The sequence below is a fragment of the Pseudomonas sp. Pseusp9 genome, assembly GCF_059491265.1.
In genome coordinates this window covers 455036-477674 of record NZ_CP168500.1, presented here as the reverse complement: position 1 = coordinate 477674, position 22639 = coordinate 455036, and the positions used below count along the sequence as shown (strand labels likewise).

General features: G+C 61.3%; 21 protein-coding genes. 9 read left to right on the top strand and 12 right to left on the bottom strand.

All coding sequences use genetic code 11. The features are described from left to right. Positions 1 to 55: 55 nt before the first annotated feature. The gene (queG, locus tag ACEN8E_RS02035) at positions 56 to 1120 is read left to right on the top strand and encodes a tRNA epoxyqueuosine(34) reductase QueG (RefSeq protein ID WP_495591235.1); all 1065 of its coding nucleotides are present in this window, start codon (positions 56 to 58) and stop codon (positions 1118 to 1120) included. A 104-nt stretch (positions 1121 to 1224) separates the two neighbouring features. Here queG and ACEN8E_RS02030 read toward each other — a convergent pair whose 3' ends face one another. Together ACEN8E_RS02030 and orn are read right to left on the bottom strand one after the other, a co-directional pair. Further along, positions 1225 to 1836: a trimeric intracellular cation channel family protein gene (locus tag ACEN8E_RS02030; RefSeq protein WP_413425430.1), complete on the bottom strand. Its 612-nt coding sequence runs from the start codon at positions 1834 to 1836 to the stop codon at positions 1225 to 1227. A 123-nt stretch (positions 1837 to 1959) separates the two neighbouring features. Further along, positions 1960 to 2502, bottom strand: a complete 543-nt coding sequence (gene orn / locus ACEN8E_RS02025; RefSeq protein WP_007983969.1) for an oligoribonuclease — start codon at positions 2500 to 2502, stop codon at positions 1960 to 1962. A 107-nt stretch (positions 2503 to 2609) separates the two neighbouring features. On the opposite strand from orn, the gene rsgA reads away from it, so the two are divergent. The 4 genes from rsgA (at position 2610) to ACEN8E_RS02005 (ending at position 5702) form a co-directional block, all read left to right on the top strand. Beyond that, on the top strand, positions 2610 to 3641 hold the full coding sequence (rsgA, locus tag ACEN8E_RS02020; RefSeq protein WP_015093224.1) for a small ribosomal subunit biogenesis GTPase RsgA: 1032 nt from the start codon (positions 2610 to 2612) through the stop codon (positions 3639 to 3641). Positions 3642 to 3841: 200 nt separating this feature from the next. Then, positions 3842 to 4249 carry a TIR domain-containing protein gene (locus ACEN8E_RS02015; protein WP_495591234.1) on the top strand — a complete coding sequence of 136 codons (408 nt, stop codon included), beginning with the start codon at positions 3842 to 3844 and terminating at the stop codon, positions 4247 to 4249. A 2-nt stretch (positions 4250 to 4251) separates the two neighbouring features. After that, positions 4252 to 5211, top strand: coding sequence for a caspase family protein (locus ACEN8E_RS02010; protein ID WP_495591233.1), 960 nt, complete (start codon positions 4252 to 4254; stop codon positions 5209 to 5211). Beyond that, positions 5211 to 5702, top strand: a complete 492-nt coding sequence (locus tag ACEN8E_RS02005) for a toll/interleukin-1 receptor domain-containing protein (protein ID WP_495591232.1) — start codon at positions 5211 to 5213, stop codon at positions 5700 to 5702. Before ACEN8E_RS02010 ends, ACEN8E_RS02005 begins: the two co-directional genes overlap by 1 nt. 48 nt (positions 5703 to 5750) lie before the next feature. Here ACEN8E_RS02005 and motB read toward each other — a convergent pair whose 3' ends face one another. Both motB and motA read right to left on the bottom strand, forming a co-directional pair. Next, on the bottom strand, positions 5751 to 6779 hold the full coding sequence (motB, locus tag ACEN8E_RS02000; protein WP_495591231.1) for a flagellar motor protein MotB: 1029 nt from the start codon (positions 6777 to 6779) through the stop codon (positions 5751 to 5753). 3 nt (positions 6780 to 6782) lie between these two features. Next, the gene (gene motA, locus ACEN8E_RS01995; RefSeq protein ID WP_008016909.1) at positions 6783 to 7634 is read right to left on the bottom strand and encodes a flagellar motor stator protein MotA; all 852 of its coding nucleotides are present in this window, start codon (positions 7632 to 7634) and stop codon (positions 6783 to 6785) included. A gap of 166 nt (positions 7635 to 7800) precedes the next feature. Here motA and ACEN8E_RS01990 point away from each other — a divergent pair, with 166 nt between their 5' ends. Genes ACEN8E_RS01990 through asd form a run of 3 tightly spaced genes read left to right on the top strand, consistent with a single transcriptional unit; the run spans position 7801 to position 11075 of the window. After that, complete coding sequence (locus tag ACEN8E_RS01990; RefSeq protein ID WP_495591230.1) at positions 7801 to 9339, top strand: HDOD domain-containing protein; 1539 nt, start codon at positions 7801 to 7803, stop codon at positions 9337 to 9339. A 41-nt stretch (positions 9340 to 9380) separates the two neighbouring features. Then, positions 9381 to 10196: a thiosulfate sulfurtransferase gene (gene rhdA, locus ACEN8E_RS01985; protein WP_495591229.1), complete on the top strand. Its 816-nt coding sequence runs from the start codon at positions 9381 to 9383 to the stop codon at positions 10194 to 10196. Between the two features lie 18 nt (positions 10197 to 10214). Further along, entirely contained in the window at positions 10215 to 11075 is an 861-nt protein-coding gene (asd, locus tag ACEN8E_RS01980; protein ID WP_429366347.1) for an archaetidylserine decarboxylase, read from the top strand. 126 nt (positions 11076 to 11201) lie between these two features. Here asd and serB read toward each other — a convergent pair whose 3' ends face one another. Continuing rightward, positions 11202 to 12416 carry a phosphoserine phosphatase SerB gene (gene serB / locus ACEN8E_RS01975; RefSeq protein WP_495591228.1) on the bottom strand — a complete coding sequence of 405 codons (1215 nt, stop codon included), beginning with the start codon at positions 12414 to 12416 and terminating at the stop codon, positions 11202 to 11204. Positions 12417 to 12551: 135 nt separating this feature from the next. Between serB and ACEN8E_RS01970 the strand changes: the two genes are divergently transcribed. Continuing rightward, on the top strand, positions 12552 to 14081 hold the full coding sequence (locus ACEN8E_RS01970) for an AhpA/YtjB family protein (RefSeq protein ID WP_495591227.1): 1530 nt from the start codon (positions 12552 to 12554) through the stop codon (positions 14079 to 14081). Positions 14082 to 14336: 255 nt separating this feature from the next. Here ACEN8E_RS01970 and ACEN8E_RS01965 read toward each other — a convergent pair whose 3' ends face one another. From ACEN8E_RS01965 to cpdA, 7 genes are all read right to left on the bottom strand, one after another. After that, positions 14337 to 15053 carry a PqiC family protein gene (locus tag ACEN8E_RS01965; protein WP_495591226.1) on the bottom strand — a complete coding sequence of 239 codons (717 nt, stop codon included), beginning with the start codon at positions 15051 to 15053 and terminating at the stop codon, positions 14337 to 14339. A gap of 184 nt (positions 15054 to 15237) precedes the next feature. Then, complete coding sequence (parC, locus tag ACEN8E_RS01960; protein ID WP_495591225.1) at positions 15238 to 17508, bottom strand: DNA topoisomerase IV subunit A; 2271 nt, start codon at positions 17506 to 17508, stop codon at positions 15238 to 15240. Between the two features lie 7 nt (positions 17509 to 17515). Then, positions 17516 to 18040 (bottom strand): retropepsin-like aspartic protease family protein, encoded by a 525-nt coding sequence (locus ACEN8E_RS01955; RefSeq protein ID WP_495591224.1) that lies wholly within the window; start codon positions 18038 to 18040, stop codon positions 17516 to 17518. Then, positions 18037 to 19026, bottom strand: coding sequence for an esterase-like activity of phytase family protein (locus tag ACEN8E_RS01950; RefSeq protein WP_495591223.1), 990 nt, complete (start codon positions 19024 to 19026; stop codon positions 18037 to 18039). The genes ACEN8E_RS01955 and ACEN8E_RS01950 overlap by 4 nt, the downstream gene beginning before the upstream one ends. Beyond that, the gene (parE, locus tag ACEN8E_RS01945) at positions 19026 to 20930 is read right to left on the bottom strand and encodes a DNA topoisomerase IV subunit B (protein WP_057396212.1); all 1905 of its coding nucleotides are present in this window, start codon (positions 20928 to 20930) and stop codon (positions 19026 to 19028) included. The genes ACEN8E_RS01950 and parE overlap by 1 nt, the downstream gene beginning before the upstream one ends. Before the next feature lie 56 nt (positions 20931 to 20986). Then, positions 20987 to 21595, bottom strand: a complete 609-nt coding sequence (locus tag ACEN8E_RS01940; RefSeq protein WP_495591222.1) for a YqiA/YcfP family alpha/beta fold hydrolase — start codon at positions 21593 to 21595, stop codon at positions 20987 to 20989. A gap of 147 nt (positions 21596 to 21742) precedes the next feature. Then, positions 21743 to 22558, bottom strand: coding sequence for a 3',5'-cyclic-AMP phosphodiesterase (gene cpdA, locus ACEN8E_RS01935; RefSeq protein WP_495591221.1), 816 nt, complete (start codon positions 22556 to 22558; stop codon positions 21743 to 21745). Between the last annotated feature and the right edge of the window lie 81 nt (positions 22559 to 22639).

Genomic DNA, 22639 nt, shown 5'->3' with positions numbered 1-22639 from the left:
GGGCTCCGATGTCTGGCAGAATTATACGCACCTCAGCTCCGGTTTCTCTCGCCTCATGCCTGCAATTACCACAGACCTGCCTGCCCTCGCCCAATCCATCAAGGACTGGGGTCGCGAGCTGGGCTTTCAGCAAGTCGGCATCAGCGGCCTCGACCTGGGCGAGCATGAGCAGCATCTGGAGCGCTGGCTCGCCGCCGGCTACCACGGCGAAATGGACTACATGGGCGCCCATGGCAGCAAACGCTCGCACCCGGAAGAACTGGTGCCAGGCACTTTGCGCGTGGTTTCGCTGCGCATGGACTACCTGGCGGGCGACACCCACATGGCGAAAATGCTCGCCCAGCCGGAAAAAGCCTACGTCTCGCGTTATGCCCTGGGTCGCGATTACCACAAGCTGATCCGTAAACGCGTGCAACAACTGGCGGAAAAAATTCAGGCGGTCATCGGGCCTTTCGGCTATCGCGCCTTCGTCGACAGTGCCCCGGTACTGGAAAAGGCCATCGCCGAACAGGCCGGGCTGGGCTGGATCGGCAAAAACACGCTGGTCTTGAATCGCAAGGCAGGCAGTTATTTCTTCCTCGCCGAACTGTTCGTTGACTTGCCGCTGCCGGTAGACCCACCCCACGCCACCGAACACTGCGGGCGGTGCAGCGCCTGCCTCGACATCTGCCCCACCAATGCCTTCGTCGGCCCCTATGTGCTGGATGCCCGGCGTTGCATTTCCTACCTGACGATCGAACTCAAAGGCGCGATCCCTGAAGACCTGCGACCGCTGATCGGCAATCGGGTGTTCGGTTGCGACGATTGCCAGATCGTCTGCCCGTGGAACCGCTTCGCCCGCCCGTCCGGTGAAAGCGACTTCAAACCGCGGCACAACCTGGACAACGCACAGCTGGCCGACCTGTTCATGTGGGATGAGGAAAAATTCCTGAGCAGCACCGAAGGCTCGCCGCTGCGCCGGACCGGTTACGAAAACTGGTTGCGCAACCTGGCGGTAGGCCTGGGCAACGCGCCGTCAACGATTCCGGTACTGGAAGCGCTGAAGGCGCGACGGGAACATCCATCCGAGATAGTGCGCGAACATGTCGAGTGGGCTCTGAAACGACACGGCGTTTTGTAGGAGCGAGCCTGCTCGCGATGAACCGGAGAACCCGCGGGCCACCAGGCTTGCCGCGTTATCGTTGACGTCCATCGCGAGCGAGCTCGCTCCTACAGGGGACCGCGTCAGGCTTCGTCGTTATAGACGAACTTGGGCATTTCCCAGTGAAAACGGATCGCCAGCAGGCGCAGCAGAAACCCGCCGAACAGGGTAATCAGTATCGACTGCTCATTGGGTAATTGCAGATAGATGCAGAGCATGTAGCACCACGCCGCCGCGAACGAGACGCTGGCATAGAGCTCACGTCGGAAGATCAGCGGAATATCGTTGCAGAAGATGTCCCGCAGGATGCCGCCGAAGACGCCGGTGATCACGCCGCTGACCGAAGCCACCAGCATGCCGTGGCCCATTTCCAGCGCGGTCATGCAGCCGATCAGGGTGAACGCCACCAGACCCACGGCGTCGAGCACCAGAAACAGCGAACGCAGGTGGCGCATCCAGCGCGCCGTGAACACGGTGATCATCGCGGCAGCCGTGGTCAGTACCAGATATTCCGGGTGTTTGACCCACGTCAACGGGTAATGCCCAAGCAGCACATCGCGCACCGACCCGCCACCCAGCGCTGTGACGCAAGCGATCAGCACCACACCGAACCAGTCCATGCCACGACGCCCGGCAGACAGGGCGCCGGTCATGGCTTCGGCGGTGATGGCGATCAGGTAGAGCATCAGCAGCATAGCGGCGGTCCTTGCAGAAAGGCGCGCAGTCTACTGACTTCGCTAGAGCACCAAAAGAGGGCAGACATAACCTGTGGCGAGAGGGCTTGTCGGATCACCACAGAAGCCCGCACTGCCGCTCGATCAGGCTTTGATGAAATGCTTGCGGTAGTGCTGCAACTCGGCGATGGATTCGCGGATGTCGTCCAGCGCCAGATGGGTGCTGCCCTTCTTGAAGCTGTCACGCACGTCCGGCGCCCAGCGCGCAGCCAGCTCTTTGAGCGTGGACACGTCGAGGTTGCGGTAGTGGAAATAGCTTTCCAGGGATTTCATGTGCGTATAAAGGAAGCGACGATCCTGGCAGATGCTGTTGCCACAGATCGGCGATTTGCCCTTCGGCACCCACTTTTCCAGGAAAGCGATGGTTTCGGCCTCGGCTTCGGCCATGCTGATGCGGCTGTCACGAACCCGCTGGGTCAGGCCGGAACCGCCGTGCTGACGGGTGTTCCACTCATCCATGCCAGCGAGGATTTCGTCGCTGTGGTGAATGGCGATCACCGGGCCTTCGGCCAGGGTGTTCAGGTCGCTGTCGGTGACGATGGTGGCCATTTCGATAATGACGTCGGTATCAGGGTTCAGACCGGTCATTTCCAGGTCGATCCAGATCAGGTTCTGCGGATTTTGCATGTGTCGGCTCCTAGGCAATGCTGCGCAGTTTAGCCTAGGCCGGTAGCCGGGCGTGCTAAACTCGCGGCCGTTTTACCTAATCGCTGCATTCTTTATACGGAACACCCATGGCCAAACGCCAACTCAATCGCCGCCAAAACTGGCGCATCGAAAAGATTCAGGGCGAACGCGCTGCCCGCGCCGCCAAACGCGAGTCCTCGGCTGTCGAGGCACTTGAGGGCGGCGATCTGGGCCCGGAACAGCACGGTCTGGTGATCGCGCACTTCGGTGTGCAGGTCGAGGTCGAAGCCCGCGACGGCGAACTGGCCGGCCAGGTGTTTCGTTGCCACCTGCGCGCCAACCTGCCGGCGCTGGTGACCGGCGACCAGGTGGTGTGGCGCGCCGGCAACCAGGGCATCGGCGTGATCGTGGCGCAACTGCCGCGCAACACCGAGCTGTGCCGCCCGGACAGCCGCGGTCAGCTCAAGCCGGTGGCGGCCAACGTCGACATGATCGTCATCGTGTTTGCACCGCTGCCCGAACCCCACGCCAACCTGATCGACCGCTATCTGGTGGCGGCCGAGCATGCGGGCATCAAGCCGCTATTGCTGCTGAACAAATTCGACCTGATCGACGAAAACAACGCCCCGGCACTCAACGCCTTGCTCGCGGTGTACCGCACCCTCGGCTATCCGGTGCTGGAAGTGTCGGCGCACCACGGCAATGGCATGGAGCAATTGCAGGCGCAACTGGACGGGCGCATCAGCGTGTTCGTCGGCCAGTCCGGTGTCGGCAAGTCGTCGTTGGTCAACAGCCTGCTGCCGGATGTCGAAACCCGCGTCGGCCCGCTGTCCGAGCTGTCCGGCCAGGGCACTCACACCACCACCACCGCGCGGTTGTTCCACTTCCCCGGCGGCGGTGAGTTGATCGACTCCCCGGGTATCCGCGAATTCGGTCTGGGCCACGTCAGCCGCGCCGACGTCGAAGCCGGGTTCATCGAATTCAACGACCTGCTCGGCACCTGCCGTTTCCGTGACTGCAAGCATGACCGCGAACCGGGTTGCGCCCTGCTCAAGGCCCTTGAAGACGGCCGCGTGCAGCAGCAACGGATGAACAGCTACCGCTCGATCATCGCCAGCCTGCCGGAAAACGGCTACTAAACAGACGCTCCGACCGCCCTGCCTTCAGCGGGGCGGCCGGTGGCCGGATCTTCCCCCACACTTAAACATCAGACCTTTCTGTAAGGCGCCCGCACGCACGCCTGTAGGACATTTCTCTTTCCGCGCCCACCCCTTGTGGCCGCCCTGCAATCGCCTAAGTTCAAACCCTCTTCGCACTCCAGCGACACCGAGGGATACCCATGCAGACCTACCATTTGTTCATCAGCCACTCGTGGAACTACCCCCACGCCCACGACAACCTCGTGCGTTTGCTCAACGCGCAGCCCGATTTCACGTACAAAAATTTTTCGGTGCCAACGGACAACCCGATTGTCGGCGCGAAAACCGACAAGCAACTTGAGGAAGCCATCGAAAACAAGATCCGTCCGTGTTCGGCAGTGCTGATCATGGCCGGGATGTATTCCACCTACAGCAAGTGGATCAACAAGGAAATCGAGATCGCCAAGCGCATGGGCAAGGTGATCATTGCAATCAAACCGTTCGGTGCCGAACGCATTTCCACGGTAGTACGTGATGCGGCACACGCCGAATGCGCGTGGAACACCAACAGCATCATCAATGCGATTCGCGAGCATACGGCGGTGTAACCATGCGCAAGGGACTGTTTATCGGCATCAACGACTACACCCACGTTTCACGATTGAGCGGATGCAGCAATGACGCCATGGCCATGGCTTCAGTGCTGAAGACCGACGCCAACGGCGATCCGAACTTCAAGAACATCGTACTGACCTCCGCCGAGGACTACCTGAGCCGGGAAAAACTCGAAGACCAGATCCGCGAGCTGTTTTCCGGGGACTGCAATGTTGCGCTGCTGTATTTCGCCGGCCACGGCAGCTTCGACCTCGACACCGACGAAGGCATGTTGATCCCACAGGATTACAGGAGCGCCAAGGACGGAATCCGCCTCAGCGACATTCTCAACTGGGCGAGCAAGGCCACGAAGATCAAAAACAAAGTCATCATTCTCGATTGTTGCCAGAGCGGCTCGGCCGGCGAGCTGCGCGCCTTGCGCAGTGAGGGCAGCGTCGTCGGCGAAGGCATGACCATTCTGACCGCCTGCAAAAAGCAAGAGCCGGCAATGGAGGGCGCACAGCACGGTGTGTTCACCGGATTGTTGCTCCAGGCTCTGCACGGGGGAGCTGCGAACATCCTGGGCAAGATCACCCCCGGCAGCCTTTATTCGTTTGTCGACAACGCTCTCGACGCCTGGGAACAGCGCCCGGTATTCAAGACCAACGTATCGCAGTTCATTTCCCTGCGCGAAGTGTCGCCGCTGATCCCCAAGGACATCCTGCGCAAACTCCCCGAATGGTTTGCCGAAGCAGAGTCGGTGTACCCCCTCGCCCCCAGCTTTGAGCCCACCGAGCCTGAGTTCAACCCGGAACAGGGCGAGGTCTTCGCCCAACTGCAAAAGTGCAACCGCCACAGCCTCATCGAACCGGTGGACGCCGAGCACATGTACTACGCCGCCATCCACTCCACCGGCTGCCGCCTCACCGCCCTCGGCGCCTATTACCGCGAACTCGCGATCAAGGGACACTTCTGATGCCAGTGTTTATCAGCTACCGCCACATGGATCGCGCCCTAGCGGTCAAAATCAACACGCGCCTGATGCAGGCCAACATCAAGACCTACCTCGACGTACTCGATGCCGAATCCCAGACCACCGACGACATCACCGGGGTGATAACCCGCAACATCAGCGAATGCACGCACCTGCTGGCCGTGGTGTCGGAGAAAACCGCACTGTCCTGGTGGGTGCCGTTCGAAATCGGCGAGGCGACCATCACCAACCGGCGTATCTGCTCGTTCAAGACCGGCCCGGCTGAGCTGCCGCTGTACCTGGACAAATGGCCGAAGCTGACCAGCGACCGGGACATCGAATTCTTCATTGATGCCTATCGAAACGAAGCGACACTCAAGCGTTCGATGTCGCTGGATTCCGTGACCGGCAGCGAGTCGGTGCGCAGCGTCAACAAATCCAATGCGGATCGCTTTCACGCCGACCTCAAGTCCCGAGTCACCCGCGGCTTATAATGCAGAAAACACCGACAAAAAAGCCGACATCATTGTCGGCTTTTTCGGTCACTGCTTCGCTGGCTCACCCGGTTTCGGTGCCGGGTTATCAAACAGATTCAGACGCTCACGCAGTTCGTGAGCCGGCAGCGGCTCCTTGTCCGCCGGCAACGCGTTCGGGTCGACCGGTGCGGCCGGTGCGGCGCCCGGAGCTGCCGAACCTTGCGGCGCATCAGGAGCAGCCTCCGCCCCTTGCGAACCTTCGATCGCACGCTGGGCCTTCTTGGTCAGCACCACGATGTCGATACGACGGTTCACCGGGTTGAACGGATGCTCGCGATCGAACAGCGCCGACGAGGCATAACCGACCACGCGTGCCACCTGCGTATCCGGATAACTGCCCGCCACCAGCGCGCGGCGCGCGGCGTTGGCACGGTTGGCCGAGAGCTCCCAGTTACCGAAATCACCGGTCCCGGTGTATGGTTTGGCATCGGTGTGACCGCTGATGCTGATCTTGTTCGGCACCGCCTTGATGGTGTCGGCCATGGCCAGCAGGATATCTTCGAAGTACGGTTTCAGACGGGCCGAGCCTGAGTCGAACATCGGGCGGTTCTCGGCATCCACGATCTGGATACGCAGGCCGTCCGGGGTGATCTCGAACATGATCTGGTCTTTGAATTTCTGCAGCTGCGGATTCTCCTCGACCTTGTTCTGCAGTTCTTGCAGCAACAGTTCGAGACGTTCCTTTTCAACCTGCTCGGCCATGCCTTCGACCTGGTCGGTATCGACGGTGACCTTGTCCGGCTGCGGCTGGGACTTCACCTCGGGGTTGAGGGTGTTTTCCGGCGCCAGGGTCGGCGTGCCGCCCAGATCAATGATGTACGGCGTGCCGCTTTCGGTGAAGCCGATCGGGTCCTTGAAGTAACCGGCGATGGCAATCTTCTGTTCCGGCGTGGCGGTGGACAGCAGCCACAACACCAGGAAGAACGCCATCATCGCCGTGGCAAAGTCGGCGAAGGCGATTTTCCAGGAGCCCCCGTGATGCCCGCCGGCGTAGCGCTTGACGCGCTTGATGATTATCGGCTGATTGTTCTCCATGGTTTAGCGACCACGAACCGCTTGTTCCAGCTCGGCGAAGCTAGGGCGGTGCGCCGGGTACAGGACCTTGCGCCCGAACTCTACCGCCAGCGATGGCGGCATGCCGGAAGCCGAAGCGACCAGCGAGGCCTTGATGGCTTCGTAGACGTTCAGCTCTTCCTTGGCATCGTGACCCAGGGCATGCGCCAGGGGACCGAAGAAACCGTAGGCCGCGAGAATACCGAAGAAGGTACCGACCAGTGCCGCACCGACGTGCAGGCCAATCATTTTCTGGTCGCTTTCACCCAGCGAAGCCATGGTCACCACGATACCCAATACCGCCGCGACGATACCGAAACCCGGCATGGCGTCGGCAATACCGTTTACTGCGTGGGACGGGTGGTCCAGGTCTTCCTTGAGGCTGGCAAGCTCCATGTCGAACAGGTTTTCAAGTTCGTGGGGAGCCATGTTGCCGGAGGACATGATACGCAGGTAATCGCAGACGAATGCTGTCATGCGCTCATCCTTGAGGACCGTAGGGTACTTGGCGAAGATCGGGCTCGCGGCGGCATCTTCGATATCGCCTTCAATTGCCATCATGCCTTCGCGGCGACTTTTGTTGAGGATCTCGTAGATCAGGCCCAGCACTTCCAGGTAGAACCCGTGGTTGAAGCGTGAACTGAACATTCCCAAGGCTTTCTTGAGAACGTGCATCGCCATATGGCCAGGGTTGGCCTGCAGGAATGCGCCGAGGGCCGCACCACCGATAATCATGACCTCGAAAGGCTGGATCAGGGCGGCAATCTTGCCGTGGGAAAGCACGTATCCGCCGAGCACGCTCGCGAATACGACGATGATGCCGATAATTTTAGCCATAGGTAGGAGAGCACTTACTGAGTCGGGTTCAAGGTCATATTCGGAAGTTAAAAAATCTCTTCTTCTACTTATCGGCAAAACTGCGCCAGACTATAGCCCGTTCAGGCGAAAAGCCAATTTGACCCATTCCGGGCCTGGGTAATGCTGACGATGATCGCCTCCAACCATGGTTAACGAAACGAACGTTCCAACGCCGAAACCGACGACACTCGAAGGCTGGATCAAGCTGCTCGATGGCGTACGCCTTCCCGTCCCGCAGGCCAGCCACGACCTTGTCTGCAAGGCCATCCGCGACAACCGCAGCTCGCTGCGCGACATCGCCGACCTCATGCAAGGCAGCCCCGCCCTGGCCTTGAGCGTGATTCGCGAAGCCAACCGGCACTCCCACGGCAGCATGACCGAGCCTGCGGAAAACCTCGAGATCGCGATCAATCGCCTTGGCCTGAAGCGCACCGAAGAACTGCTCGCACGCTTGCCCGCCGAACCCCAGTCCGACATTCCCAAAGCCTTGCGTCAGCTGCAGATGATCAGCCAGCACGCCACGCAACAGGCCAACGGTTTTTTTGCCAGTCGCCTGGCGCGCCTGTGGCAGGACATCCACTGGGGCAGCCTGCTGTTCCTTTCGCCCCTGTGGCCGTTGGCGCTGACCCATCCAGAGCTGCTCGAAGACTGGGAGCTGCGGGTCATCCTTAAAGGCGAGTCGGCACGCAAAGTCGAACGGCAATTGTTTGGTGTACGCCTGCTGGACATCGGTCAGGCACTGGTTGAGATCTGGCGTTTGCCGATCTGGGTGCAGCAAGGCTATCGGCTGTTGCTCACTGAACAGCGGGAACTGGTGAAAGTCCTGCGCATTGCCCGTGACAGCGAGCATCCATTGCGTCAACAGAACCGCCTCGATGATAACCCGACCCTGCGCCGCTGGCTCAATCAACCAGCCAATACGGTGTTGCTGGCCAACGGGCTGGCACTGTCGGCGCAACACGCCTGGAACAGCCCGCACAGTGAGCGCTGGCAGTACCTGACCAGCCTTTACCTGCAAATGCCGATGGACGAGGTGCAGCAGCAATTGCACCAGCAAGCCGCCAACAGTGCGCGCCAGCATGCCATGCCCGATCTCTGGCACCCCGCCGAATCGCTGATCTGGCCGTGGGGCATGAACCGTATCCACGCCGGACTGCTGGCGGCGGCGGCGCCCACCGCCGAAGATCTGGCGAAATGGCGCAAGCAATGCGCCGAATTGCTGGTTGAGCCGAGCCGTTTCACCAACGCCATGCACCTGACCATCTCTGCCCGGGACGCCCTCGTGGCCTGCGGCATGCGTCGGGTGATGATCCTGATGGCTGACCGCACCCACGCCAACCTGCGCGTGCACCAGACGGCCGGCCTGCCGAAAGAGGCGGCCGGGCTGAACTTCGTGGTCAGCCAGAGCAACGTGTTGCAGCGCCTGCTTGCGCAACAGGCCCAGGTCCGCCTGACGCCAGCCAACAACGCGCAATTTTCGGCCCTGCTGCCCAATGGCCTGTGTTCGCAGTTCAGCGGCGAACACCTGCTGCTACGTTCGCTGGTCAACAATGGCCGGGTGATCATGATCGTCGTGGCGGATCAGGGCGGCGGGCCGTTTTCGGAAATTTCCGTACAGGCCTTCGGCAAAACCGCACAATGCATCGAAAAAGCCCTGCACAGCTTTAGCAACCGAGGCCAATAAGCTGCGCTACAATCCTCCCTTTTGTGCTCTGGAGACCTCACATGTCTGACTTCTCTGGCTTGCCGCTGGTGATCGAGCCGAGCGACTTGCTCCCTCGCCTCGACGCCCGCGAACTGATTCTGGTGGACTTGACCAGTGCCGCCCGCTACGCCGAAGGGCACCTTCCCGGCGCGCGTTTTGTCGATCCAAAACGCACGCAACTGGGGCAGGCACCCGCCCCCGGACTGATGCCCCCGCAGGCGGCACTCGAAGCGTTGTTCGGTGAGCTGGGGCACAACCCCGATGCGGTCTACGTGGTGTATGACGACGAAGGCGGCGGTTGGGCCGGACGCTTTATCTGGCTGCTGGATGTCATCGGTCACAGCAAGTACCACTATCTCAACGGCGGCCTGCCGGCCTGGCTGGCAGAAGGTTCGCCCATGTCGATCCAGATCCCGCCTGCTGCGGGAGGCCCGGTTGCACTGACCTTGCACGACGAACCCACCGCCACCCGCGAATACCTGCAAAGCCGTCTCGGCGCCGCCGACCTGGCCATCTGGGATGCACGCGGGCCGCTGGAATATTCCGGCGAGAAAGTCCTGGCAGCCAAGGGCGGGCACATTCCCGGCGCGGTCAATTTCGAATGGACCGCCGGCATGGATCAGGTACGCCACCTGCGCATCCGCACCGACATGCAGCAGATCCTCGAACAACTCGGGATCAGCAAAGACAAAGAAGTGATTACCCACTGCCAGACCCATCATCGGTCCGGCTTCACCTATCTGGTGGCCAAGGCTCTCGGTTATCCGCGGGTCAAAGGCTACGCCGGCTCCTGGGGCGAATGGGGCAACCATCCCGATACGCCCGTAGAGATTTAAGTTTTTCAAGGACAGTTAATGAACAAGCGTCTGTTTATCGTCAGCCAGTACCTGCTGCCCCACAACCTGCTCTCGCGACTGGCCGGCTGCATCGCCGAATGCCGCGTGCGCTGGTTCAAGAACGCCTTTACCGCCTGGTTCGCCAAGCGTTACCAGGTGGACATGTCCCAGGCGCTGGTCGAAGACCTGACCGCCTACGAGCACTTCAATGCGTTCTTCACCCGCGCACTGAAAGACGGTGCCCGTCCGCTGGACGAGACCCCGGGCGCGATCCTCAGCCCGGCCGACGGTGCAATCAGCCAGCTCGGCCCGATCGAGCACGGTCGTGTGTTCCAGGCCAAGGGCCACAGTTTCAGCGTGCTGGAACTGCTCGGCGGCGATGCGGCGAATGCTGCGCCGTTCATGGGTGGCGACTTCGCGACCATCTACCTGTCGCCGAAGGACTATCACCGCGTGCACATGCCACTGGCTGGCACCCTGCGCGAGATGATCTACATCCCGGGCCGTCTGTTTTCGGTCAACCAGACCACCGCTGAAAACGTTCCGGAACTGTTTGCCCGTAACGAGCGCGTGGCGTGCATTTTCGACACCGAACGCGGTCCGATGGCCGTGGTACTGGTGGGCGCGATGATCGTGGCCTCGATCGAAACCGTCTGGGCCGGCCTGGTGACGCCGCCGAAGCGCGAACTGAAAACCTTCCGTTACGACGAAGCCGCCCGCGCACCGATCCACTTGGAAAAAGGTGCGGAACTGGGTCGCTTCAAGCTGGGTTCGACCGCCGTCGTGCTGTTCGGGCCGGATCAAGTGAAGTGGGCTGAAGAAATGACCGCCGGTACAGCGGTGCAGATGGGTCAGGGCATGGGCTCACCAAAAGCCTGATCCATAAAAACACTTGTGGGAGCGAGCCTGCTCGCGATGCAGGCACTGCGGTCCATCTGATGAACCGCGGTGACGCTATCGCGAGCAGGCTCGCTCCCACAGGGATTTACAGTTGTTTTGCGGTGCTTAGAGCTGGCCGTCGCGATCGCGGAAGCCCAGCAGATACAACACACCATCCAGCCCCAGCGTCGAAATCGCCTGCTTGGCCGACTGCTTGACCAGCGGCTTGGCGCGAAACGCCACGCCCAACCCGGCAATCGCCAGCATCGGCAGATCGTTGGCACCGTCGCCGACCGCAATGGTCTGCTCCAGGCGCAAGCCTTCCTTGAGTGCCAATTCCTTCAACAGATCTGCCTTACGCTGCGCATCGACAATCGGCTCGACCGCCACGCCGGTGACTTTGCCGTCGACCACTTCCAGTTCGTTGGCGAACACGTAGTCGATGCCCAGTTTGGCCTGCAATTGCTTGGCAAAGTAAGTGAAGCCACCCGACAGAATCGCAGTCTTGTAGCCCAGGCGCTTGAGTTCGGCGAACAGGGTTTCAGCACCTTCGGTCAGGCGCAACGAGGCGCCAATGGAATCCAGCACATTGACATCCAGCCCTTTGAGCAAGGCCAGGCGTTCCTTGAAGCTGGCGCGGAAATCCAGCTCACCGGCCATTGCCCGCTCGGTGATTTCCGAAACCTTGTCACCCACTCCGGCCGCCTTGGCCAGCTCATCGATCACTTCGGCTTCGATCAGCGTCGAATCCATGTCGAACACCGCCAGGCGACGATTGCGACGGAACAGCGAATCTTCCTGGAAGGCGATGTCGACGTTCAGCTCCTGGGCAACGCTGAGGAATTCGGCCCGCAGCGCCTGCGGATCAGCCGCCTCGCCACGCACGGAAAATTCGATGCAGCCCTTGCCCTTGTCGGCTGGAGTGTCCAGCGGCATGCGCCCGGAAAGGCGGTCGATGTGGTCGATGTTCAAGCCATATTTGGCGGTGATCGAGCTCACGGCCTGCAACTGCCCGGCTGTCACCTTGCGGGTCAGCAGTGTCACGATGTGGCGCTTTTTGCCCTGGTTGCCGACCCACTGCTGGTAATCCTGTTCGGATACCGGTGTGAAACGCACCTGTTGGTCGAGCTCATAGCCCTTGAACAGGATGTCCTTGAGCACGGACTTGCCCTGCTCGGTGTCAGGAATTTCAACCAGGATGCCGAACGACAAGGTGTCGTGGATCACCGCCTGGCCGATGTCGAGAATGTTCACACCACCCTGGGCCAGAACGCCGGTAATGGCCGCAGTCAGGCCCGGACGGTCCTCACCAGTGATGTTTATCAGGACGATTTCGCGCAAGGCGCACCCCCGCAGGTGGAAAAAAACCGCATTCTACCCACTTTCAGTGACCATCGGGCACCGTGAGCGCTTTGACGGCCTAGGGCCTGTCGCTATACTGCGCGTCAACTTCACGGACAAAAGAGCCGAGCGCAAGTGAACCGGCCCACGCCAGTAAAAACCGACAACTTCTTCCTGCTGATCTTCCGGGCACTGCGCCACCGCCGTGTACCGATTGCATTGCGCATCGCCAGCCATAACGTGATCCTGGTCGCACTGGCCCTGGTCATCTATGCCGGTGTGATGGGCTTGCAGTTCAAGCAGGCCATGCACGAGCAGGCGGATGCGCTGGGCGAAAGCCTGACCACGCAGACGGCCACCTCGGCCACCGAGCTGCTGGTGTCCAACGACATCCTCAGCCTCAATGTGCTGCTCAACAACCTGACCAAGAACAAGCTGGTGGCCCACGCGGCCATCTATAGCCCGGACAACCGCATCCTCGCCGAATCCGGCCAGCGCCCCAAGCATGGCCTGCTGGGCGAAGCCGAGGGCATGTACCAGAGCAAGATCACCTTCCAGGACGTGACCGCCGGGCAATTGCGGATCAGCCTGGACATGGACCAGTTCCAGCAGCCGATGACCATCAGCCTGCAAAGCATGGGCATCCTCAGCGGCATCCTGCTGGCCCTGTCTTTGGCCTTGAGCCTGCGCATGGGGCGTTATCTCTCCACGCCGCTGCTGCAATTGCGGGTGTGGCTGCGCAATATCGATGAATACACCCCGGCCACCGACCGCCAGGACGAAATAGGTGACCTGGCGCGCCAGCTGCACGCCAACTTCGCCCCGGAGCCTGCCCCTGTTCCAGAACCGGAACCGGAACCGGAACCGCAGTTCGACGAGGCCGAAGACGAAGCCGACCCGGCCTTCGAAGTGCGTAACCTGCGCGATCCGAGCTTCGACGAGAGCCGCCCGGTTACGGCGCTCAAGCCAGCGCCACGGCAGATCGTCAGCACCGTCGAAGACGACGATGATGAAGACCCGTTCGCTGATCTGCGCGACGACTCACTGGGCAGCAACCCACAACCGGTCATTCGCCAGGCCACCCCAAGCGTGCCGCAACACAGCGCAGTGCTGGCAGTGCAGCTGGGCTCCCAGGAACAACTGCGCCGCCTGCCGCGGGCACGCCTGGAAGAACTGCTCGAACGCTATCGCGACTGCCTCGATCAGGCCGCTTCGCTGTATCAAGGCGAAGTGGAGACCTTGAACGATGGCAGCACCTTGATGCTGTTCCACACAGAAGACAGCGGTGACGATTACCTGACCAACGCTATTTGCTGTGGCGAGCTGCTGCGGGCCCTGGGCCACCAATTGCAGATCGAAGTCGCGGACAGCGGCATCACCCTGCAATTGCAGCTGGGTCTGACCCTCGGCGAGGAGCTGTTCGGCCTGAGCCAGATCGACCTGCTGCTGACCGACTCCGCCCAGGACGCCCTGGCCCTGTCGCAACACAGCCGCAACCTGCTGCTGGTGGAACGCAAGATCAGTGATGACGTGTTGATCCGCCAGCGCGCGCGGATCCGCCCGATCGCCAGCCCGGAAGGTGCGTGCTGCGTGGAACGGTTGATGGAGCCGTATCCGTCGATGCTTGAACGGCAATTGGCGCGGATGCACGAGCGCCGGGCTTAAGACACAGGCCCCGATGTGAAGAAGCCCGCAGATGAGTGATCGTCTGCGGGCTTTTTTGTTTCCAGTTCCAACCTCTTCGCGAGCAGGCTCGCTCCCACAGGGGGCATCTGTCGACGCCCCACCTTATGAGCCCCAGTGATCCTGTGTGGGAGCGAGCCTGCTCGCGAAGAGGCCGGAACTGACACTAAAGATCCCCAACCTGCAGAAACAACAAAGCCCGCACAGGGGCGGGCTTTGTATGGATTTAGTCCAGGCTTAGAAGCGGAACACTTCCATATCCGTACGAATAGGCGCGGCCATCGGGATCTTCGGCTGCTTTTCCTGTTCTACCGCCGGTGCTGCCGCCTTGGCAGTCGCCTGCTTGCGCGGGGCATCGGCGATCGGCGGCTGGTTGGCCAGTGGCTTGAGCGCCACCGACAGTTGCTCGGCCAGGCGTTGCAACAACACGCCCTGTGCCTGGACCTGCGCCGCCGTACTACCGGCATGCTGTTCCTGCAAATGGATGATGCGGTTGTCGCGGACCTGCCCGCGACGGTCGATCAGGCGCCATTGCGCGTCGAGGATCGCCGGTTGTTTTTCACCCGAATCCAGGCGCGTGATGGTCAGCAGCACCTGAACGTCCGGGGTGAAACCCGCTGTCGCCGGGGCCAGCACTACGCGCTGGCTGTCCAGGCGACCCGAGACCTGACGCAGCAGCAACTGATCGATATCCGACGAAAGGCTGCCAGCCCAACGACCATCGGTCGAGGCTTGCAGGCTTCCATCAGGCTGACGCTGCAGCAGGGTTTCGCGTTGCAGGTAGTCGGCCACGGTGACCGGGCCCAACAATACCGCCATGCCAGTGTTCTGTGCAGGCTGAGCCGGGCTTCCAGCATCCAGCTGGTACAACGACACCGGCTGGTGAACGCTGCAACCCGCCAGGCCAAGTACGCCAGCGAGCATGAGAATAAAAGGAAGGCGCAGAGCAGTCATCGTCCCATCCAGGTGATCGCCAAAAGGCTGACCACAGTGAAAATACTCAATAAATATTAAAAATGCGCGGCTACGCCGACGCTTGAAAGGCCATATCATCCGTGAATATGCGTTCCGACTCCAGCGCAAAGCGCCGAACTACGGGTTAAATCGTAGTTCGGCGCTTCTAAGTCGCCTTCTTCGGTCAAATGATCGAGTTTTCGACGAGCAGCGCATCGACCCGCTGGAAGCCACGCGGCAACTTGTTGCCCCGGCGACCGCGTTCACCCTTGTAGTGTTCGAGGTCGTCCGCTTTCAGCGACAAGGTACGTTTCCCGGCCTGCAACACCAGTGTTGCACCGTCCGGCAATACGGCGATGTCCGTCACATACTCTTCGCGACTGGCCACTCGCTCACCAGGAATCCCGATGATCTTGTTGCCTTTGCCCTTACCTAATTGTGGCAGGTCGCTGATCTTGAAGATCAGCAGGCGACCTTCGGTCGTCACCGACGCCAGCCAGTTCTGCTCACGATCGGCCACAGGGCGCGGCAGCATGACTTTGGCATTGTTCGGCAGGCTCAACAAGGCCTTGCCCGCCTTGTTCTTGGCCTGCAGGTCTTCACCCTTGACCACGAAACCGTAACCGGCGTCGGAGGCGATCACGTACAGCGCATCGTCTTCCGGCATCAGCACGCATTCGAAACTTGCACCTGGCGGCGGCGTCAGGCGACCGGTCAGCGGCTCGCCCTGGCCACGGGCCGACGGCAAGGTGTGGGCGGCTACCGAATAACTGCGGCCGGTGGAGTCGATAAACACGGCAAACTGGTTGGAGCGCCCCGCTGCCAGCGCCTTGAAACCGTCTCCGGCCTTGTAGGAAAGCCCGGTGGCATCGATCTCGTGGCCTTTGGCGGAGCGAATCCAGCCTTTTTCCGACAGCACGACCGTCACTTTCTCGTTCGGCAGCAGATCGTGCTCGGTCAGGGCCTTGGCCTCGGCACGCTCGACAATAGGCGACCGGCGGTCATCACCATAGGTTTCAGCGTCCTTGATCAGCTCGCTGCGCACCAGTTTTTTCAACTTGGCTTCGCTGCTCAGCAGAGCTTGCAGCTTGGCTTGTTCCTTGAGCAGTTCATCCTGCTCGGCACGCAGCTTCATCTCTTCCAGTCGCGCCAACTGACGCAGACGGGTGTCGAGGATGTAGTCGGCCTGGATTTCGCTCAGGGCGAAGCGTTCGATCAGCCTGGCCCGCGGCTGCTCCTCGGTACGGATGATGTGGATCACTTCATCCAGGTTGAGGTAGGCAATCAGCAAGCCGTCCAACAGGTGCAGGCGACGCTCGACCTTGTCGAGGCGGAATTGCAGGCGACGACGCACAGTCTGCACCCGGAACTCCAGCCATTCGACCAGCAGCGCGCGCAGGTTTTTCAGCTGCGGCTTGCCATCCAGGCCGATGATGTTGATGTTGACCCGGTAGCTCGACTCCAGCTCGGTACTGGCGAACAGGTGCTGCATCAACGCATCGTGGTCGAAGTTTTTCCGCGCGCCCGGGATGATCACGATCCGGCACGGGTTTTCGTGGTCGGACTCGTCACGCAGGTCGGCAATTTGCGGTGCCTTGGACGGCTTGGCCTGCATCATCGCGGCAATCTGTTCCAGCACCTTGGCACCCGAAACCTGATGCGGCAGCGCGGTGACGATGATGTCGCCGTCTTCGATGTGATACACGGCGCGCATGCGCACGGAACCGCGACCGGTTTCGTAGATTTTCAGCAGGTCGGCGCGCGGGGTGATGATTTCCGCTTCGGTCGGGTAGTCCGGGCCCTGGATATGTTCACAGAGCTGTTCGACCGTGGCCTTGGGCTCGTCGAGCAGGCGCACGCAGGCGGTGGCGACTTCGCGCAGGTTGTGCGGCGGAACGTCGGTGGCCATGCCCACGGCGATACCGGTGGTGCCGTTGAGCAGAATGTTCGGCAGGCGCGCAGGCAAGACCAGCGGCTCGTCCAGCGTGCCGTCGAAGTTCGGCCCCCAGTCCGCCGTGCCCTGGCCCAGCTCGCTGAGCAGTACTTCGGAATAACGCGACAGCCGCGCTTCGGTGTAACGCATGGCGGCGAAGGACTTGGGATCATCCGGCGCGCCCCAGTTGCCCTGACCGTCGACCAGCGTGTAGCGATAGCTGAACGGCTGGGCCATCAGCACCATGGCTTCGTAGCAGGCCGAGTCACCGTGGGGGTGGAACTTGCCGAGCACGTCACCGACGGTACGCGCCGACTTCTTGTGCTTGGAATCGGCGTCCAGCCCCAGCTCGCTCATGGCATAGACGATACGCCGCTGTACCGGTTTCAGACCGTCGCCGATATGCGGCAAGGCGCGGTCCATGATCACGTACATGGAGTAGTTGAGGTAGGCATTTTCGGTGAAGTCAGCCAGTGACCGGCGTTCTACACCGTCCAGGCTGAGATCAAGGGAGTCGCTCATGCGGGCCTCATCGGTTCGTTGTCTGGCGCAGCAGCATGGTGCCACCGCGCTGGGTAAATTCAAGTTTGTTCAGTGCGCTCATGCCGAGCAGCACCTGATCGCCATGCAGCCCCGGGGCCACCAGTGCGCGTACATCCCGCAGCACGATGTCGCCCAGTTGCAGACGTTCGATACGAGTGCGATAGCCCTGGCTCAGGCCATTGGCCGTGCTCAGGGTCACGCCGAATCCTTCTTCGAGCTTCAAGCGCCTGGCCAGGTCCTCCGGGATCGACACGTCGGTCGCCCCGGTGTCGAGCATGAAGTCCACCGGCTGGCCGTTGATCTGGCCGCTGGCGACGAAATGCCCTTGTACATTGCTGACCAGTTTCACTTCAATGAAACCTTCGCCCTGCTCCGAACTGACCACCACGTTCGGATTTTGCTGACGCGCTTCCCACTGGCCGAAAAATCGCGTGGCCAAAAACAGCGCCGCACACCAGGCCAGCACCATAAACACCCGGCCGATGCGCTGCCCCGGCGTTTGCTTCCTCACAGCCTGGCACTCCAGCCACCTTCCGGCGCAGCGAAACGCCAGACCACCGGACGCACTTCACCATCGGCGCGCGGGCCGAAGTTATTGTCGACACCGATCCAGGCGCCATCGGCATCCACGATCAACGCCTCTTCCAGCCCATAGTTCTGTGGATAACGACGGTTGTCCTGCAACAACTCGGCGGCGTAAGACCAGCAGCGCTCGACCTTGGCCGTCTGCGGATCCCGGCGACAGATCTGGTAGGCATTGCGTTCAAGGGTGAACAGCTTGCCGTCGAACAGCGACAGGTCGGAGAAGTCCCGCTGAACAGCTTTGGCGTGGGGAAACTGCTCTGGCTGCATTTCCATGCCCGCTTCGCTCAGCAGTACGCAGCCACCGTCGCAATCCCACACCGCCTGTTTGCGCTTGATCATCAGCAGTCCGCGACCTTCACGTTCGGCGGCGAGCCACATCTGATCGCCCGCCGGATTGATCGCCAGCCCTTCGAACAACGCGTTGAATTTCAATAGCAGACCCCTGGCCCGCGCCTCGCGAACCAGCATCGGCGAAATTTTCAGCCAGGAGGCAGGCCCCGTTGGCGGCACTTGCAGGACGGCGGCATGACCTTCACTGACCAGGTAACGATTACCGGCGCTGTCGCAGGTGATGCCCTCGAAGTCCAGATCGCCGCCACGCACGAACGAAGCCCCCCAGACACGAGACTTCAGCCCCCAGGGCAAACCGCCGTCGGGCACCGGTGGTACGTCAATGTGCACCGTCTCGGCCTGCCAGGCAGATTCGCTGGTGTCCAGGCGATAGATCTGATCATCGTCGCGGTCGGAAACCGCCCACAGATCATTGCCGCACTGCGCCAGCCCGGACAGGTTGCCGCCGCGCATGCCGTCCACGACATGCCCGGACAACAGGCGCAACTGCGGCACCGGCTCGGCGCAGACCGTGATTGATGTCAGCAGCAACCCGCAGGCCAGGGCAAAGCCCAGACGCATCAGCCCAGAACCTCGGCCAGGTTGCCCTTCGATTCCAGCCAGGTCTTGCGGTCGCCGGCGCGCTTCTTCGCCAGCAGCATGTCCATCATTTCCGAGGTAGCCTCGAAATCTTCCAGGGTCAGTTGCACCAGGCGCCGGGTGTTCGGGTCCATGGTGGTCTCGCGCAGCTGCGGCGGGTTCATTTCACCCAGCCCCTTGAATCGCGTGACCTGCGGCTTGCCGCGTTTCTTCTCGGCCACCAGACGATCAAGAATGCCGTCGCGTTCGGCTTCATCCAGGGCGTAGTAGATTTCCTTGCCCAGGTCGATGCGATACAGCGGCGGCATGGCCACATAAACGTGACCGGCATCCACCAGCGGGCGGAAATGCTGGACGAACAAGGCGCACAGCAAGGTCGCGATGTGCAGCCCGTCGGAGTCGGCGTCGGCGAGGATGCAGATCTTGCCGTAGCGTAACTGGCTCATGTCGGCCGCGCCCGGATCGACACCGATGGCCACCGCGATGTTGTGCACTTCCTGGCTCGCCAGCACTTCGCTGCCGTCGACTTCCCAGGTGTTGAGGATCTTGCCGCGCAACGGCAGGATCGCCTGGAACTCTTTGTCCCGCGCCTGTTTGGCCGAGCCGCCGGCGGAGTCACCTTCCACCAGGAACAGCTCGGAGCGCATCGGGTCCTGCCCGGCACAGTCGGCCAGTTTGCCCGGCAGCGCCGGGCCCTGGGTAATGCGTTTACGCTCGACCTTCTTGCTCGCCTTGAGACGACGGCCGGCGTTGTTGATCGCCAGTTCCGCCAGCAGCATGCCGGTTTCCGGATTGGCGTTGAGCCACAGGCTGAACGCATCCTTGACCACACCGGAGACAAACGCCGCCGCTTCACGGGACGACAGGCGCTCCTTGGTCTGGCCGGAAAATTGCGGTTCCTGCATTTTCATCGACAAAACGAAGGCAATGCGCTCCCAGACGTCCTCCGGCGCCAGCTTCACGCCGCGCGGCAACAGGCTGCGGAATTCGCAGAATTCGCGCATGGCGTCGAGCAGGCCCTGACGCAAACCGTTGACATGCGTGCCGCCCTGGGCCGTAGGGATCAGGTTGACGTAGCTTTCCTGGACCGCGTCGCCACCTTCCGGCAGCCACAGCAGCGCCCAATCCACTGCTTCTTTATTACCGGCCAGGCTACCGCAGAACGGCTCGTCCGGCAGGCGCTCGAATTCGCTGACCGCATCCACCAGGTAGGAACGCAGGCCGTCTTCGTAATGCCACTCGACTTTCTCGCCGGTGGCCTTGTCTTCAAAGCTGACCAGCAGCCCCGGGCACAACACGGCCTTGGCCTTGAGCACATGCTTGAGGCGGCTGATGGAGAATTTAGGGGAGTCGAAGTATTTCGGATCCGGCGCGAAGAACACGCTGGTGCCGGTGTTGCGCTTGCCGACAGTGCCGACGATTTCCAGCTCGGTGGCCTTGTAGCCATCCTTGAAGGTCATCTGGTATTCGTTGCCGTCACGCTTGACCCGCACCCGCACTTCGGTGGACAAGGCGTTGACCACGGAAATACCCACCCCGTGCAAACCGCCGGAGAACTGGTAGTTCTTGTTGGAAAACTTGCCACCCGCATGAAGCTTGGTGAGGATCAACTCGACGCCCGACACACCTTCCTCGGGGTGAATGTCCACCGGCATGCCACGGCCGTCATCGCTGACTTCCAGGGAATGGTCGGCATGCAGGATCACCTGCACCGAACTGGCATGCCCGGCCAGGGCTTCGTCGACACTGTTGTCGATGACTTCCTGGGCAAGATGGTTCGGCCGACTGGTGTCGGTGTACATGCCGGGGCGTTTGCGCACCGGGTCGAGGCCCGAGAGGACTTCGATGGCGTCTGCGTTATAAGAGCTAGCGCTGGGAGTGGCCATGGGGTCTCGTCGTCAGTGTTGCGTGAAAAAAGAAATCCATGAAAACAGGCATCGCATCAAAGCGATGTGAAATCAATTGCCTGATACAAATCGGCGCCAATGCCGGCAAAACTCAGCATGACCGGCAGTCGCGCGGCAAAACCCTGGAAACTGTGGTCGCCGCCGGCCTGGATACGCAAGGCGCATGCCCGGTAGTACTGCTGGGCGAGGCGATAGTCCAGCGTTTCATCTGCCGTCTGTAACCACACCTGATAACGCTGCGGATCCCGGGGTGCCGGCACTTCCAGCTCGGCCAGGGCCGCCACGTGGTCGTGGGTCAATTCCCAGGCCTCTTCGGTATACAGGTTTTTCTGCGTCCCGAGATGGCCGTCGAACATCCGGTGCGGGCTGACGGCAGGGTTGATCAACAGGGCCTTCAAGCCAAGGCGCTCGGCCAGGTGAGTGGCATAGTAGCCGCCGAGCGAGCTGCCGACCAGCAGTGGCCGCCCCAGCTCGGCAATCGCCCGCTCCAGTTGCGCGATTGCCTGGCGCGGGTGATGGTGCAACGCCGGAACGCGCAAGTGTTCGCTCAGGCCCAGACGCTCCATCACCTCGATCAACTGGCAAGCCTTCTTCGACAACGGCGAGCTGTTGAAGCCGTGGATATAAAGGATCGAACCGGACATTTGAGTTCCCTGTACTTCGGCTAAAGAGGCGAAGTTTACTGTAGGAGCGAGCTTGCTCGCGATGGTCGTCAGCGATAACGGTGCAAACCTGGCGCCCCGCGGCGCTCTCAGGTCAATCGCGAGCAAGCTCGCTCCTACAGAGGGGGGTCAGTAGCCGTTGGAACCGTAATCCACGGTGAAATCGAACCCCGTGACCCGCTCAACACCCGTCTCCAGCCGCCCGTCGGGCAGCAGTCGCAACCAGCGATACCCCGGCGCTTGCTCTGCGACCTTGAAGTCCTCGCTGCCCGGTTCGAACTGAATGCAGGTCGATGGCGAGGCGATCAGACGCACGCCGTTACGCAATTGATCGATTTCCTGGTGCACATGCCCCCACAACACCGCGCGCACCTGTGGAAAACGGTCCAGCACAGCGAATAGCGCCTCGGGATTGCGCAAGCCAATCGGTTCCATCCAGGCGCAACCGATGGACACCGGATGATGATGGAAACACACCAGATGATGGCGCTCCGGCGCTTCGCTCAACGAACGGGCGAGCAACTGCAACTGTTCGTCCTGCAAATAACCCGGCACCGAGCCGGGCACCGCCGAGTCGAGCAACGTGACCCGCCAGTTGCCGATATCCACCACCGGTTCGAGCAGGGCACTCTGCACCGCCGCCTCGGCCATGATCTGCGGCTCATCGTGATTGCCGGGAATCCAGCGCGCCGGTGCATCGAGCTGGCGTGTCAGGTCGCGAAATTGCCGGTAGGACTCCAGCGTCCCGTCCTGGGACAGATCCCCCGTGGCCAGGATCAGGTCAATCCGCGGCTGTTGCGCACGCACCAGTTCGATGACCTTTTGCAAGCTGTCGCGGGTGTTCATGCCCAGCAACGCGGCGTCCGCTTCGGCAAACAGATGGCTGTCGGAGAGTTGCACCAGCAACGCTGGATCGGCGGTGGTCAATGTGGATACGCTCGGCAAGGCGTTCTCCCAGGGCATGATCACGGGGATGGATAAGTGCCGCAATTATGCTGGGGGATGACCGAAAGGGGAAACTGTTGA

Coding starts and splice junctions, on each gene's coding strand:
- rhdA (WP_495591229.1), top strand. CDS start 9,381: ATGTCTGACTTCTCTGGCTTGCCGCTGGTGATCGAGCCGAGCGACTTG.
- parE (WP_057396212.1), bottom strand. CDS start 20,930: ATGGCCACTCCCAGCGCTAGCTCTTATAACGCAGACGCCATCGAAGTC.
- ACEN8E_RS02030 (WP_413425430.1), bottom strand. CDS start 1,836: ATGCTGCTGATGCTCTACCTGATCGCCATCACCGCCGAAGCCATGACC.
- orn (WP_007983969.1), bottom strand. CDS start 2,502: ATGCAAAATCCGCAGAACCTGATCTGGATCGACCTGGAAATGACCGGT.
- ACEN8E_RS02010 (WP_495591233.1), top strand. CDS start 4,252: ATGCGCAAGGGACTGTTTATCGGCATCAACGACTACACCCACGTTTCA.
- queG (WP_495591235.1), top strand. CDS start 56: ATGCCTGCAATTACCACAGACCTGCCTGCCCTCGCCCAATCCATCAAG.
- motA (WP_008016909.1), bottom strand. CDS start 7,634: ATGGCTAAAATTATCGGCATCATCGTCGTATTCGCGAGCGTGCTCGGC.
- ACEN8E_RS01950 (WP_495591223.1), bottom strand. CDS start 19,026: ATGCGTCTGGGCTTTGCCCTGGCCTGCGGGTTGCTGCTGACATCAATC.
- rsgA (WP_015093224.1), top strand. CDS start 2,610: ATGGCCAAACGCCAACTCAATCGCCGCCAAAACTGGCGCATCGAAAAG.
- ACEN8E_RS02005 (WP_495591232.1), top strand. CDS start 5,211: ATGCCAGTGTTTATCAGCTACCGCCACATGGATCGCGCCCTAGCGGTC.
- ACEN8E_RS02015 (WP_495591234.1), top strand. CDS start 3,842: ATGCAGACCTACCATTTGTTCATCAGCCACTCGTGGAACTACCCCCAC.
- motB (WP_495591231.1), bottom strand. CDS start 6,779: ATGGAGAACAATCAGCCGATAATCATCAAGCGCGTCAAGCGCTACGCC.
- asd (WP_429366347.1), top strand. CDS start 10,215: ATGAACAAGCGTCTGTTTATCGTCAGCCAGTACCTGCTGCCCCACAAC.
- parC (WP_495591225.1), bottom strand. CDS start 17,508: ATGAGCGACTCCCTTGATCTCAGCCTGGACGGTGTAGAACGCCGGTCA.
- ACEN8E_RS01990 (WP_495591230.1), top strand. CDS start 7,801: ATGGTTAACGAAACGAACGTTCCAACGCCGAAACCGACGACACTCGAA.
- ACEN8E_RS01940 (WP_495591222.1), bottom strand. CDS start 21,595: ATGTCCGGTTCGATCCTTTATATCCACGGCTTCAACAGCTCGCCGTTG.
- ACEN8E_RS01965 (WP_495591226.1), bottom strand. CDS start 15,053: ATGACTGCTCTGCGCCTTCCTTTTATTCTCATGCTCGCTGGCGTACTT.